The organism is Lactococcus muris, from assembly GCF_042849115.1.
Taxonomy (GTDB): Bacteria; Bacillota; Bacilli; order Lactobacillales; family Streptococcaceae; genus Lactococcus; species Lactococcus muris.
In genome coordinates, this window is record NZ_BAAFQO010000006.1 from 62,814 (window position 1) to 77,798 (window position 14,985).

A 14,985-nucleotide genomic window follows, 5' to 3' on the forward strand; every position below is an offset into this window, starting at 1 on the left:
TGATGTTTAAGAGATTATCTTGATAAAACATGATACAATAAATATGAACTTTATCTTCTGGATAAACGAACTATCAGAAGTTATGAGAGGTGATTAGATGCCCATTACTTACAATAAACTGAGGAAATTGCCAATTGATTTGAACATGACAAAAACAGAGTTGAAGGATGCTGCAAGGGTTAGTAGCAACATCATCGTCAAGATGGGGAAGAATGAACCCATTTCAATTGATTCATTGGTGAAGATTTGTGTAATCTTGAATGTTGATACAGGTGATGCGAGTTCGATTGATTACAAGGGAAGGAGAGTGAGTTAAATGAGTAACTTTGATATGCTATCAGCACAGTGGCCTTTATTCGCAAAACTAGGCAAGCAAGCCGAACAGAACGTATACCGCGACCCAAATGTTTCGCTCATTAAAATCCGTCTTTTTGCTGAGCAACTGACGGAGGCTCTATTCTCGCTTGAACGATTGACACCATGTAATTTAGATAATCAATTTGACAAGTTACGTGAGCTTGAACGTAAAGGTGTCTTAGATACTGAGATTGCGACGGTTTTGCATACTATCAGAAAAATTGGTAATAAGGCTGCTCATAATAATTATGGAAATACTACTGAAGCTATGACCATGCTTCGTTACGCTCATTACTTGTCAAATTGGTTTATGGAAGTGTATGGCCCACTTGACTTTGCTGCCACGACTTTCGAAGATCCTAAAGATATTGATAAGGCCACAGCAGATGAGCTGACAAAATTAAGAGTTCAGGTTGAACTGGCTGAATCTGAGAAAAAGACTTTTCAGGAACAATTGGAAAAGATGGCTTCACAACCATCTTCACATTCAGAACAAGAAATCAAAACAGATCGACGTGCAAGGTCTAAGAAGTTTCTTCATAATGCAACACTTGATGAGAAACAAACACGTATCATGTTTATTGATGAGCAACTACGAAATGCTGGATGGGAAGCTGATACTGAAAACTTGGATTGGCGGAAAGGTGCACGTCCAGAGAAGAATAAAAATAAAGCTATCGCTGAGTTTCCTACGGCGGAAGGTCGTGCAGACTATGCAATGTTTGTTGGCTTGCAGCTCGTTGGTATCATTGAAGCTAAAAAATATGGAAAAACTGTTGCTGGTGATTTGGTTCAAGCGAAAGAGTATTCTAAAGAAACACAAAAATCCACTGAATACACTTTTGAGGAAACCGCCAATGGTTATAAGGCACCATTCCTGTATTCTTCAAATGGAAGGCCTTACTTGAAACAATTAGCTGAGCAATCCGGTATTTGGTTCTGGGATGCTCGAACTCCTGAGAAAACATCGTTTGCTTTAGAGAGCTGGCATAGTCCTGATGATTTGTTGCAAAAGTTGGTTGTCAATGAAGCGAGAGCAGAAAAGGAATTAAAAGAAGAACCATATCCAGAATTTGCGAATCGTGCCTATCAGATAGAGGCTGTAAAAGCTGTTGAAAGAGTTTTAGAAGAGAACAAGCGCCGTATGTTATTGGCTATGGCAACCGGAACTGGGAAAACAAGGCTTGCATTATCTTTGATGTATAGACTACTTAAAACGAAACGTGTCAGACGTATCTTGTTTTTAGTTGATAGAAGAAGCTTAGGCATTCAGGTATCAGATGCATTGAAGGATACTAAGATTGATAATCTCTCTTTTTCTGATATTTATGATGTGAAGGAAGCTGGAGACATCCTTCCAGAGCAGGCTACTAAGATTCAAATTGCAACGGTACAGGGGATGGTAAGACGTTTATTTTTCAAAGATGATGTTACTGAGATTCCATCTGTCGGAACTTATGATTTCATCATTGTTGATGAGGCACACCGGGGCTATACTGAAGACCGTGAAATGACTGATGATGAGTTGTTTTATCAAAATGAAAAAGATTATGTGAGTCAGTATCGTCGGGTAATTGATTATTTTGATGCAACTGTTGTTGGATTGACAGCGACACCTGCGCTTCACACAATTGAAATATTTGGTGCACCAATTTACACTTACTCATATACAGATGCTGTTGTTGACGGTTATCTTGTTGACCATGAACCGCCAATTAAATTCGAAACTCATCTGTCAAAATATGGGATTAAGTTTGAAGCAGATACGGATGTTGACATTTGGAATGATGAGACTAAAAGCATTGATAAAGCTCACTTGGACGACGAGTTAGATTTTGATATTGAACAATTCAATAAGAAGGTCATCACAGAAAATTTCAATAAAGCAGTGTTAGAAGGATTGACAGGCTACATTGACCCTAATGAACCAGGGAAAACCTTAATATTTGCGGCTAACGATCAACATGCAGATTTGATTGTACGGCTCTTGAAAGAAGCATATGCAGAAGAGGGTACAGTAGTTGACGATGACGCAATTGAGAAGATTACTGGCTATATTCGCCACCCTGATAAAAAAATCAAGTGTTTCAAGAACGAAAAATATCCAAATATCGTTGTTACGGTTGACTTACTTACAACGGGTATCGATGTGCCGGAAATTGAAAATCTTGTCTTTATGCGCCGAGTGCGTTCGCGTATCTTATATGACCAAATGTTAGGACGTGCAACACGTCTTTGCCGTAAAATTGAAAAAGAAGCATTTAGGATTTTTGATGCCGTACATCTTTATGATTATTTGCAAAACATTACAGACATGAAACCTGTCGTTTCAAATCCGAAACAGTCAATTCAAGAAGTCCTTGAAAAAACTTTGCAAGCCGAAGATGATGAAGAGTTTGGTTTTTTCAAGGCCGAGCTGATTGCTAAGCTACAGCGGAAAAAGCAGAGAATTAGCAAAAAGGATGAAGATGAGATTGCTACGCTGAATAAAACTACTGACTTGGACATGTGGATTCAAAGTATTAAAACGATGAACAAAAGTGAATTAGAATCGCAAACAGAAAATATCCATCGAGTTGCTTCATGGTACACCTTCAAAGATCCGATGGTAATATCCGCCCACGAAGATACTTTGATTGATATATCAAGGGGATACGGTGAGGGGAACGTCAAGCCAGCAGATTACTTGAACGAATTTAACAAATTTATTCGAGATAATATTAATCATATCCCAGCCCTTCAAGTTGTCGTAAAGCGTCCAAAAGATCTAACCTATCAAGATTTGAGGGAAGTACAATTACGGCTGAAGGAAAAGAAATTTGATGAAACGTCACTTCGAGAAGCTTGGAGACAAGAGAAGAAAGAGTATATTGCAGCAGATATTATTAGCTTTATCCGGCAGGCAGCACTTGGAACAACTCTCGTGGATCATGAAACCCGCATCAAACGTGCTATGCAAAAAGTCTATGGGATGGAATCTTGGAATCTTAAACAATTGAAATGGCTCCAAAGAATTGAAAAACAACTGCTGGAAACTCCAGTGCTCGCTCCAACGGCTAAACAATATTTTGATGAAACAGAAGTTTGGAAGCGGCAAGGGGGGTATAAGTTTGTTTTGAAACAAATTGGTGCTAATGTAGACAATATTGTTCAAGTGCTTAACGAGGAACTCTACGCAGCATAAGTAAGCGAGCCATGTTTCGCTCGTTTACATAAAGAGGAGAAATAATAAAGTGACAAATAACGAAATTGTACAAAAACTGTGGAAGATGGCAGATGTTCTTCGTGATGATGGAATTAGCTATCAAAATTATGTGACTGAATTGACTTATATCCTGTTCTTAAAAATGATGAAAGAACAGGAAACGGAGTCATCAATCCCAGAAGGATATCGTTGGGATGATTTGGTTACAAAAGAAGGGATAGAGTTAAAAACCTTCTACAAAAAACTTCTATTGGATTTAGGTAATCCAGAAATAGCAACCGATAAACGGTTGAACATGATTTATGCGGATGCGTCAACAAGCATCGACGAGCCAAAAAACCTTGAAAAAATCATTAAAGACATCGATGCATTGGATTGGTACTCGGCTAAGCATGAAGGTCTTGGTGATTTATACGAAGGCTTGCTTGAAAAGAATGCGAATGAAACTAAGTCAGGTGCGGGTCAATACTTTACACCTCGTGTCTTGATTGATGTGATGGTTGAATTGATGGATCCAGAAAAAGGCGAGAGATTAAACGACCCTGCGGCTGGTACCTTTGGCTTTATGATTGCTGCTAATCATTATCTCAGAGAGAAATACGATGACTTTTTCGACCTATCACCTGAAGAAGTGCAGTTCCAAAAGGATGAGGCGTTAAGTGGTATGGAACTTGTCCCAAACACCCACAAACTGGCTTTGATGAATGCTTTGTTGCATGACATCAACCCGAGACTTGAACAAGGAGACTCTCTTTCATCTAATGGTAAATGGATGAAGGGATTTGACTTAGTATTGACGAATCCTCCATTTGGTATTAAGAATGGTGGAGAACGTGCGACGCGGGATGACCTGACGTATGAAACTAGCAATAAACAATTGAATTTCTTACAAACTATCTATAATTCCTTAAAAACAGATGGACATGCTCGCGCTGCAGTTGTTGTTCCAGATAATGTTCTTTTTGATAGCGGAGTTGGTGAGTCAATTCGTCGAGATTTGATGAACAAAACCAATCTTCACACAATATTGAGACTTCCAACTGGTATTTTTTACGCGCAAGGTGTTCAGACAAATGTGCTGTTCTTTACCCGTGGAACAACTGAAAAAGACAATACTAAAGACGTATGGATATATGACATGCGTAACAATATGCGCTCTTTCGGTAAGCGTAACTCTTTAAATCGGAGAGACTTTGAAGAGTTTATCGAAGTTTACAAACGGGATGACATTGGCAATCGAGAAGAAACCTGGAGCTCTGATAATCCAAATGGTCGCTGGAGAAAATATTCAATTGATCAAATTCAATCACGCGACAATTTGAGTCTTGATATCTCTTGGATGGAAGCGGAGAGTGATACTCCGGATTACACGATTGCTGAAATGTTGGATCTGATGCAAGAAAAATCTGATAATATCGCAAACGCGGTAGCACGGCTGCAAGAGCTTTTGGGTGAGGTGGAAGAATGATAGATACTAAAGCCTTGCGAGAAAAAATATTAGATTTAGCGATGCGCGGAAAACTCGTTCCGCAAGATCCTAACGATGAGCCAGCAAGCGAACTTCTGAAGCGTATAAAAGCTGAGAAAGAAGAACTCATCAAACAAAAGAAAATCAAGCGAGACAAGAATGAAACTGAGATTTTCAAAGGTGATGATGGTTTACATTATGAGAAGTTCGCCGATGGGACAGTGAAAGAAATTGAGGTTCCTTATGAAATTCCAGATGGATGGGTGTGGGCGAGAATTGCTTCAGCTACAAAAAATATCGTAGCTGGTGGTGATAAACCAAACGAGGTTTCAACTGAAAAAACAAATGAATTTAAATTTCCAATCTACTCAAATGGAGTAAAAAACAATGGATTGTATGGATGGGCAAAAGAAGCGAAAATAACTGAGCCGAGCGTCACGGTATCTGCACGTGGCACCATTGGATTCACTGCTATACGGCATCACCCATTTGTTCCAATCGTGCGTTTAATATCAGTTACTCCTTTAAGAGATTCTGTTGATGTTAGTTTTTTGAAGTATATGTTGAGCCATTTAATTCCAACTGGAGAGGGAACGAGTATCCCTCAGCTAACAGTTCCCGGCATAAAGCCTTTTTTGATTTCCTTACCTCCTTATCATGAGCAACTCAGAATATCGGAATCAATTGAATCATATCTTCAAATTATAGATGAAATTGATAAGGGCCAGGTGGAACTCAAAAATCTCGCCGATCAACTCAAACAAAAAGTTCTTGATATCGCCATGCAAGGGAAATTAGTTCCTCAAGATCCGAATGATGAGCCAGCGTCAGTATTGCTTGATAAAATTAGGGAAGAAAAACAGCGTTTGTTCGAAGAAGGCAAGCTCAAGAAGAAAGATTTAGTTGAAACTGAAATCGTAAAAGGTGTTGATAACGCCTATTATGAGAAGTTACCAAATGGTTGGGATGAAACCAATCTTGGTAGTGTTGGTCTCTTAATTTCAGGAAGAGATCTAACTTCATCTGAATACACTGACACGGATGGAAACGGAGTACCCTATATCACTGGAGCTAGCAGCATTATTGATGGTGTTGTCAATACCTCAAGAACTACTACATCCCCTCAAGTGATATCTAAAAAAAGCGACATATTGATAACTATAAAAGGAACTGTAGGAACACTTGCATTTAACCCATATTCTGAAGCGCATATTGCTCGTCAAATAATGGCATTCAGGCCTTACCTGATTAATGTTTATTTCCTCATGAATTACTTCGAAGCAAGAATTGAGGATATGCGTTCTAGGGCTAAGAGTATGATTCCGGGCGTTTCACGGGATGTGTTACTACACCTGCCTCTAGCAGTGCCACCGCTGAATGAGCAAAAAAGAATTGTCAACGTTATTGAAAAAATATCTCAACAAATTTATCAAATTGATTGATCATATTGATGATTTTCTCCTGCAAAGAGATACTTGGGGTTGAAATCCATTCTTTTTCTAAGTATGACCAATGTCTAGCATAGCCTCTATCTTTTACAAATGGTAATACTTGCTCAATCTGCAGCTTTAGGAATGCTGCATCAGAATAAATTGGAACTAATATTTTTACTCCATCAGCGCCAACTATAAAGTTTTCTGAAACGAATTTGACATTTCTGGTATGGTCTCCAAATACTATAACTGGTTGATCGTGTTCAAAGACTTTCGTACTAGCATCTGAATAACCCTCAATCGCATTAGCGGACTGGCTGATTACTGGATATAAGCCATTGATAGATATTTCAGATTGTTTTATCTGAAATTTTTTGGCAGGAACGATAATCACCATCTCCGAAAGTTTGGATTTGACCCATTTTTTCGGATGCATATAGTGAAATTCAATTTCTGCAAACTCTCCATTGACTAACTTCTCATAATAGGCGTTATCAACACCTTTTACGATTTCAGATTCAACTAAGTCTTTCTCCTTGAGCTTTCCTTCTTCGAATAATTTTTGTTTTTCAGCTCTAATTTTTTCGAGCAAAACTGATGCTGGTTCATCATTCGGATCCTGAGGAACTAATTTCCCTTGCATGGCGATATCAAGAACTTTTTGTTTGAGTTGGTCAGCTAGTTGTTGCAAGGCACCTTGATCAGCTTCAATCGAGTTAACTTTTTCAAAAAGCTCATCAATTTTCTGTGAAATTCGTTTTTGTTCTGATAACGGTGGAATGCAAATCACAGTATCTCCAAATCCAGAACCAGATATCTCTTTAAAAGTTGTTCCACTAGCTCTTTTTTGAATATCAGAAGTCCTATTTTTTATTAGCCAGTAGATAAACTCAATGTCGACTAATACAGGAAATATCGACTTGCAACCTTGGTTAGTAGTGTATTCCTTTTTTACAATATTAATGTGTCCAATCGGAGCACGACTTGAGAAGACAATTGAATTTGTCGGAATTATTTGAGCCGAAGAACTGGTTAATCCTTTTTCTGTGATATGTTTACTTGAATCATCAAAATAGATACTATCTTGTTGTTTCCCCATATCTGCAGGTGTAATCCATGTAATATCACCATTGTAGAAACTTGGTTCGCTAGATTTTGGAGTTCCTCCCGAAATAATAGAACCTATATTTCTTAATTTAGTCAGTTCCCATGAGTCAGGGATATCTAATTCATATTCCAGTTGAACAATCGTTCCATCCGCGAACTTCTCATAATGTAAAATATCAGTATCGCAGTCAAAGAATAGTTAGTTTGATTTTTTTTGAGTTGTTCAAAGTGTAAGACGTTTGTACTCTTTCGGACTTGAATTTTGTTTTTTCAAGAAGGAGTTTTAAACTCAAGGACTTTCGGTTTCTCTTTTGTTTAGGTGACAGTTTTGTAAACATAAATTCCTTTTCTGAATCGAGAATATTACAAAATGGTTGCGAACTAACAAAGCTGATATATATGGATTTGAGGCACTTTCGCCTCTTTTCTTTTGCTATAATACTTATATAAAGTTACACACGAAAGTATGTAAGTGATTGCGCAAAAACTTGTGTATTTTCCATCAATTATTTGAAGGAGAAATTTCACAATGGACGAAGAAAAATTTCCAATTGTTCTAACTGCCGCACTTCCTGCAGGAGGTACAGGTAAAACACCATTTATTAAGGTTTATGGTGAGTGGAAAGCGAGACAAGGTTATAAAGTTGCTTTGATTGATTTGGATCATCAGTGTTCCTTGACAGAACTTTATGATATTTATGAGACAGAAAATACCTCATTGAATCTGTTCAAGGGTGGAGAAGTTAATTTTATCTCGGTTGAAGAAAATATCTGGCTCTTGCCTGCTCATCCGAATTTACAGTACGAGCCTGCCCGACTCAGAGCAGAAGGTACCCAAAACGTTTACTTTTTATTAGAGGATTGGATGTATGAGCATGAAGACCTCATCAAAAGCTTTGATTATTTGCTTATTGATACGCATCCTGACACAGATACTTTGACTAAAAATGCTTTGGCGATATCAACGGCACAGATTGGTGTTGTCATGCCAACAGAAAAATCAACCAATGCGATTCCCAAGGCTGAACAGGCTCTCATAGATCTAAAAACAGACACCTATGATAAACGACACCAAGAAGAACGAGTGACTTGTGAACTGGTTCTGATGGGAACGAATATTGAAAAGGTTGGGAAGTATTATACCAGACTCTCTAAACAGTTGATAGCTCTTATTTCTGAAGATGAGCGATTTGTTGGTTACATTCCCCATAAAGAACTGTTTGCACAAGCTTTTTCCGATGAAAAGCAATCTATTTGGACACAACTGGAAAAAGAAGCTATTCTGAAAGTCGAAACAAACCAAACCTTTAAACAGCAACTTGAAGAAGTGATGACTGAAATAGATAAGAAAATTGAGGTGTTGACATGGCATTAGGAGATAAACGTCGTGCAGAATCGATTCGTGCAACTCGAAAAGAAGCAGGAAAACAAGAAGGAATGAAACGCGTGGTTATTGCATATTCCTCTCAGAATAAACGAAAAACTCGTTCCCAAAAGAAACGTTATAATTTCTCTTTACGCTATAATGAACGTCAAGCATTGACAGAGTTGACCGATTTGCTTGGTGAAAAGAGTGATTCTGAAGTTTTAGGCAAATTGATTTTGCGTGCGTATAAAGCCGCAAGTGATCCAGAATTTAATTCAAAACAAACAGATATTTTTGATTTTTTATGAGAATTGGGAAGTAAGTTTTGTTATATTGATACAAATTGAATAATATCGTCTGTGGAAAAACAGTCGGTATTTTTTGTACATTTGGTATTGTCGAAAAACAACAATTGCTTAACCATGCGCTTTGTCGCATTGTTGAATTTAAACAATACGAATAAAACAATTCAAATGGAACAATACTAATGGTACTGTTCCAGAATAGCATGTACGAAATACTCTATTAACGAAACACTTTATTTACTAAATATGAAAGAAAAGAATAAAAAAAGAAAAATTTTAAGAGAACAAAAAAATTCTTGATAGAAAAAGTTCTCCCCCTTATAATGGAAAGTACTATGTTTAGAAACGAGAACAATGGTGCTGTTTAGTGAAGAAGCTTATGAATTAGAGATGCAAGAATTGCATGTCCAGCGTTTTATCAAAGAAATGAGGCGTGTAGATCGTGAGCAAGGAGCTTTGTTGGAAAAGGAAGGATGGACCTATAAAGAAACGGCAGAACGTCGTGTGATGTTTACTTTTGGGGAGGTACTTCTTGTCAGAAGATGCTATACCAAAAACGGTAAACGTCGTTACCCTGTGGATGAATATCTTGATTTACTCCCATATAGCAGATACTCTAAAGGGCTGCTCTATAAAATGGCTTCAACTGCGGTTGACTTAACATGTAGGAAAGCAGCTGCTCACTTTAAAGAATTACTTCATCTGGATATCAGTAAAGATGCTGTTCATAAGGCGCGTAAAATGGTTACTCAGCTGTACAAAGAACGTGAGGAATATCGCTTTTTTGAGGAAGAAGAATTCATGAATAAGAAGGAAATAGATATTCTCTATATTGAAGGAGATGGCCTTATTATCAGTACACCAGAATTTATGAATGATAAGAAGAAAACAGATTTTGCCCATTTTCTTATTCATGAGGGTATTGAAAAAGAGTATGGTATGCGTGGGAAAACAGTGAATAAGCATGAAATATGGTCATCAAGCAATAAAAAAGCGAGAGAGGAAGTACTTGATTACCTACATAATCACTATGAAATAAGGAAAGATACACTTCTCATTACAAATTCAGACATGGGGCATGGTTATACCCCTTATGTATTTGAAGAAATTGCGAAGGCGTTTTCATGTAAACATGAACATTTTTGGGACAGGTATCATCTTAATAAGGAGATTTCAATGATGATGAAGCCTTTTCCTGACTCTTTTGAGAAGGCTCTTTTTCAAGCGATTACAGACCACAATAAGCGAGAGGCACGAGAAGTTCTTACTCAAGTCGAACAGCTTATTCCTGAAGAAGAGGTAGAATTTCTTGAGAAATTTTCCAAGTTTTCACGGAAACTCTTAAGGAATTTTTCGTATACTCAAACCCCAGAAATGCGGGGGTTGTCACCCATAGTCCTCGGTATTATGGAAAGTAACCACACAAAAATGTCTTATCGTATGAAGAAACAAGGACGTTATTGGTCGGTGGAAGGGGCATTGACAATGGGGCGAATGATTATTGATAAAATGGAAGGGCGGCTTTATGACCTTTTCTTTGGGGAGTGGCGAGAAAAGTATGCGAAATATAAAAGTATTGAGCAACTGAGTGTGCAGCAGTTTCTAAGAAAGTCCTACATCCCACCAGAGATAAGGCGGGTCAAACAAGCCAATAAATCAGGACGTCGGAGATATTATTAGAGGAAGAAGTCCAATAAAAAACACAATCATTTTTTGAAAATGATTGCGTTTTAACGTGCTTTTTAGTATAATCAATTCGTGATATAAATCAAGAAAAAAGCTCCGACTTCCATTCGGAGCTAGGAGATTAAAGCAATTGGCTCTTGCTTCAATCAACTTTGACTATTTTACACTAGAATGCGTAAAAAATCAAGGCTGAGGATTGCGAGGGGGCAGGCTTCAGCTTTTTTCTATTCTAGCTTAAAAATGTTTGATTATTTTTTTAGTTACGGAAATTTACGACACACACTCATTTGAGCAAAAGCTTGAATTTCAAGAACAATTCTGTTAGAATATTATGGTCTAACAAACTTTGGTCTGGCAAACAGTCCAAGGCAGAAAGGAAATTTTGCAAAATGAAAAAAGACATCCATCCTAATTACCAACCTGTTGTATTTATGGATACAAGTACAGGTTTTAAGTTCTTGAGCGGTTCAACTAAAGGCTCTAAAGAAACTATTGAATGGGAAGACGGGAACACTTATCCATTGATTCGTGTGGAAATCTCTTCTGACTCACACCCATTCTACACTGGCCGTCAAAAATTCCAAGCGGCAGACGGACGTATCGCTCGTTTCAACAAAAAATATGGAAAATAAAGAAAGTGCTTCGGCGCTTTTTTATTTTTACTTATAGGACTATAAAAAATTAAAAAAATATCATATAATAGAGGAAGGTATCACACGATATAGGGATAAGGTGCATGACAAGGAAATGCTCTTTTATTCTGAAATAAAGATAAAGGAAAAAAACAATGAAGTGGTCGATTCTTGAAGTATCAAAAAAGAAAACAATTAAATTCGAGGAAGAACTTGATTTGACCGCTGAGCTTAAGCAGCGTTCAGAAGAAATTCTTGATGCAAAGCCAGTGAAGATTCAAGGACAAATTTCCTATGATACAGGTATTTACTACCTAGACTATACGCTTAAAGCGGAACTGGTTCTTCCCTCTTCACGTAGTTTGAAACCCGTCGATTATCTGATGGAACTTTCGGTCAGTGAAGCATTTACAACGGAGGCGTTTCTTAAAGAGAACAAAGATTTACTAGATGATGACATGATCTTTACATTGGACGAAGACTGGATCAGTTTATCAGAGTCTGTAGCAGATAATATTCTTTTAGAAATCCCGTTGCAGATTCTGTCTGAGGATGAGAGGGAGGACGGGAAACTACCGTCAGGGAAAAACTGGACAGTCTTGTCTGAAGCGGATTACCAGAAACAAAAGGAAGAAGAAGCGGATAAGGAAAATAAATCTCCTTTTGCAGATTTGGCGGGTCTTTTCTCGGAAGAAAAGAATTAAGAAAAATCTCATAAAACACTTGCAACAAAATTACAATTGTATTATAATTTTGTTATAGAGGAAATAAAATTAAAAAAGATATAAATGAGGCTAAACTATGAATTCATCTAAACGTATTTTGATTATCGAAGACGATAAAAACATTGCGAGATTTGTTTCACTTGAACTTGAGCATGAAGGCTATCAAACTGCTGTTCAAGACAATGGTCGCAAAGGACTTGAAGAAGCAATGTCAAAAGATTATGACTTGATTTTGCTTGACCTAATGCTGCCAGAACTTGATGGTTTTGAGGTAGCACGTCGCTTGCGCCGTGAAAAAGATACGCATATTATCATGATGACTGCGCGTGACTCAACAATGGACCGTGTCGCAGGTCTTGATATTGGAGCTGATGACTATATCACAAAACCATTTGCTATTGAAGAACTTTTAGCACGTGTGCGTTCACTCTTCCGCCGTGAAGACCATATCCAAGCTGCAGATAAAGCAGACAACACTTCATTCCGCGACTTGGTCATTGACAAAACCAACCGCACTGTTCACCGTGGTAAAAAAGTTATTGACCTTACCCGCCGTGAGTACGACTTGCTTTTGACACTCATGCAAAATGTTGGAGATGTCGTAACACGTGAATATTTGGTTTCAGAAGTCTGGGGTTATGATGAAGGCACTGAAACAAATGTCGTTGACGTCTACATTCGTTACTTGCGTAACAAAATTGATGTGGAAGGACGTGAAAGCTATATCCAAACTGTCCGTGGTATGGGCTACGTCATGCGCGACCGTAAATAACATAGCGAATAAATAAGAAAATTTCTAGTGGCTTTGTCACTAGATTTGTTCCTTTTATGTCATCTAAAAGAAATAGAAAAATGCGACATGATAAAATTTTTTGATGCGAAAAGAGAGAAAACAGAAAGTCTTCCAGAGCGAAAGCGCAGTATCATGCTGCGCTGGGCTTTTGCAAATACAATTTTCTGTTTCATCACTTTCACTATTTTTACAGTACTGATTTATCAACTCACAATAACCACTTTTATTAATGCTGAAAAAGGTGACATGCTGCAAGCCTTGGATAACGTGGAGCAGCGTTTGGCACGCTCTGAAAATGAGCTTACAGAGGAAAACCTCTTTGATTACTTGGGTTATGGACAAGACTATACCGCTTCAAAGCAGTGGCGAGAAAATGAACTTGAAACTTTAGGGAGCATGATTGGTTCGCGAAAGTCTTTTTACGTCTTTGATGTGAATGAACAACTCATCTACTCTACACGGGCCTATAATTTTCCTTTGAGAAAAGATGTGGGAGATTCGAGTGTTGCTATACGCACATTTGGTGATTATTCTGGCTATTTAGCTGAACGACCTGTATTTTCGAGCAAGACAGGGGAATTGATCGGTTATGTTCAGGCCTTCTACGATATGAGTTATTATTACAGCGTACGTACGAAACTTCTTATTGCTCTTATTATTTTGGAAATTATCGCCCTCTTTATCGCTCAGTTTGTGGGTTATTTCATGGCCAGTCGTTACATCAAACCGCTCGAACGCTTACACGATGCTATTACGACCAGAGCAAACAATTTAAGCATGGATTTCAAACCTGTTCTTATTCAAACGGGGGATGAGATTGAAGAGCTGGCTACGGTATATAATGACATGATGATAAAACTCAACGATTATGTGGATCAGCAGAAGCGTTTCGTTTCTGACGTGAGTCATGAGTTAAGAACGCCTCTGGCAGTACTTGACGGACATTTGAACCTGTTGAATCGTTGGGGGAAAAATGATCCTGAGGTACTTGACGAATCACTGATTGCGAGTATTGAAGAAGTAAAAACAATGCGGACAATGCTTGAAGAGATGCTCGCCTTAGCTCGTTTGGAGAGCATTGATTTTCAAGATGAGGACTTAATCTGTGACCCAACGGAAGTTTCGAATTTTCTGATGAAAAACTTTTTACTTATTCATCCCGACTTAAAAATGTCTGTGAAAAACGATTTAAGTCCGGACAGTTTGGCCCATATTTATCCTAATCACTATGAGCAAGGTTTGAAAATTCTGATCGATAATGCGATAAAATATTCGCCAAAAGATCGCCAAGAAGTCAATCTTCATCTTGCAGAAGACGAAGATTATATTATTACGACTGTTGAAGACAGGGGTTATGGAATCAGTGAAGATGACCTGAAACATGTTTTCGAGCGTTTCTTCCGTGCAGATAAAGCCCGAAATCGTGATATAGGTGGTACAGGTCTTGGACTATCTATTATTAATCGCCTTGTGGAAAACTATGAGGGAGAGATTAGTGTTACCTCTGTTTTGGGTGAAGGTTCTAAATTCACGCTGAAAATTCCAAAAATTAAATAAACATAAAAGTCTGTAGATGCCTTAAAGAAGCTGTCGACAGACTTTTTAATTTCCTTATAATTAATTTGACTTGTTTGATGATTCGAGTAAATTGTTGACATTCATCTGAAAAAAGGTTAAGATTTAGAGTACAAAATACAAATAAAATGATAGAGGTCGCAATGAATAGGAAGTTTTACTGAGCTGGACAAGCGTTGAAGTAAAATGGAGGAGACATTGCCGAAATGAATCTACTCGTCCAAGTAGATTTGTTGGGGCAGCAAGGGATACTTGCTGAACTGTCGCAGTTTTGCGGAGTGCTATTCGTTATTGATAAATGCGTCATATTCAACGTTTAGCAACCTCCTTATG

Annotated in this window: 11 protein-coding genes, 1 pseudogene and 1 riboswitch; of the genes and pseudogenes, 11 read left to right on the plus strand and 1 reads right to left on the minus strand. The window is 37.9% G+C overall.

Annotation, left to right across the window (positions count from 1 at the left end; all coding sequences use genetic code 11):
• Nucleotides 1-97: 97 nt before the first annotated feature.
• From ACGHCK_RS04960 to ACGHCK_RS04975, 4 genes are read left to right on the plus strand one after another with little or no spacing between them, the layout of a single operon-like run.
• Nucleotides 98-316: a helix-turn-helix domain-containing protein gene (locus ACGHCK_RS04960; RefSeq protein ID WP_251421844.1), complete on the plus strand. Its 219-nt coding sequence runs from the start codon at nucleotides 98-100 to the stop codon at nucleotides 314-316.
• Nucleotides 317-3,541 (plus strand): type I restriction-modification system endonuclease, encoded by a 3,225-nt coding sequence (gene hsdR / locus ACGHCK_RS04965; protein WP_271328178.1) that lies wholly within the window; start codon nucleotides 317-319, stop codon nucleotides 3,539-3,541. It begins immediately after the preceding gene.
• Nucleotides 3,542-3,590: 49 nt separating this feature from the next.
• Nucleotides 3,591-5,030 carry a class I SAM-dependent DNA methyltransferase gene (locus ACGHCK_RS04970; protein WP_251421850.1) on the plus strand — a complete coding sequence of 480 codons (1,440 nt, stop codon included), beginning with the start codon at nucleotides 3,591-3,593 and terminating at the stop codon, nucleotides 5,028-5,030.
• A complete protein-coding gene (locus tag ACGHCK_RS04975; protein WP_271328179.1) occupies nucleotides 5,027-6,472 on the plus strand; it encodes a restriction endonuclease subunit S in 1,446 nt (481 codons plus the stop codon). The genes ACGHCK_RS04970 and ACGHCK_RS04975 overlap by 4 nt, the downstream gene beginning before the upstream one ends.
• Nucleotides 6,473-6,935: 463 nt before the next feature.
• Here ACGHCK_RS04975 and ACGHCK_RS11455 read toward each other — a convergent pair.
• Nucleotides 6,936-7,745 (minus strand): annotated as a pseudogene (locus ACGHCK_RS11455) (restriction endonuclease subunit S); the annotation flags it as partial.
• Between the two features lie 354 nt (nucleotides 7,746-8,099).
• On the opposite strand from ACGHCK_RS11455, the gene ACGHCK_RS04985 reads away from it, so the two are divergent.
• From ACGHCK_RS04985 to ACGHCK_RS05015, 7 genes are all read left to right on the plus strand, one after another.
• Nucleotides 8,100-8,945, plus strand: a complete 846-nt coding sequence (locus ACGHCK_RS04985; RefSeq protein WP_251421859.1) for a ParA family protein — start codon at nucleotides 8,100-8,102, stop codon at nucleotides 8,943-8,945.
• Nucleotides 8,936-9,244: a hypothetical protein gene (locus tag ACGHCK_RS04990; RefSeq protein WP_251421862.1), complete on the plus strand. Its 309-nt coding sequence runs from the start codon at nucleotides 8,936-8,938 to the stop codon at nucleotides 9,242-9,244. Before ACGHCK_RS04985 ends, ACGHCK_RS04990 begins: the two co-directional genes overlap by 10 nt.
• A 354-nt stretch (nucleotides 9,245-9,598) precedes the next feature.
• A complete protein-coding gene (locus ACGHCK_RS04995; protein WP_420908628.1) occupies nucleotides 9,599-10,921 on the plus strand; it encodes an ISLre2 family transposase in 1,323 nt (440 codons plus the stop codon).
• Nucleotides 10,922-11,316: 395 nt separating this feature from the next.
• Complete coding sequence (locus ACGHCK_RS05000; RefSeq protein WP_202231356.1) at nucleotides 11,317-11,559, plus strand: type B 50S ribosomal protein L31; 243 nt, start codon at nucleotides 11,317-11,319, stop codon at nucleotides 11,557-11,559.
• 155 nt (nucleotides 11,560-11,714) lie between these two features.
• Nucleotides 11,715-12,263: a YceD family protein gene (locus ACGHCK_RS05005; RefSeq protein ID WP_271328180.1), complete on the plus strand. Its 549-nt coding sequence runs from the start codon at nucleotides 11,715-11,717 to the stop codon at nucleotides 12,261-12,263.
• Between the two features lie 97 nt (nucleotides 12,264-12,360).
• Complete coding sequence (locus ACGHCK_RS05010) at nucleotides 12,361-13,056, plus strand: response regulator transcription factor (protein WP_202231358.1); 696 nt, start codon at nucleotides 12,361-12,363, stop codon at nucleotides 13,054-13,056.
• 87 nt (nucleotides 13,057-13,143) lie between these two features.
• The gene (locus ACGHCK_RS05015) at nucleotides 13,144-14,634 is read left to right on the plus strand and encodes a HAMP domain-containing histidine kinase (RefSeq protein WP_251421870.1); all 1,491 of its coding nucleotides are present in this window, start codon (nucleotides 13,144-13,146) and stop codon (nucleotides 14,632-14,634) included.
• Between the two features lie 142 nt (nucleotides 14,635-14,776).
• A riboswitch (Lysine riboswitch) is annotated at nucleotides 14,777-14,944 on the plus strand.
• Nucleotides 14,945-14,985: the final 41 nt, after the last annotated feature.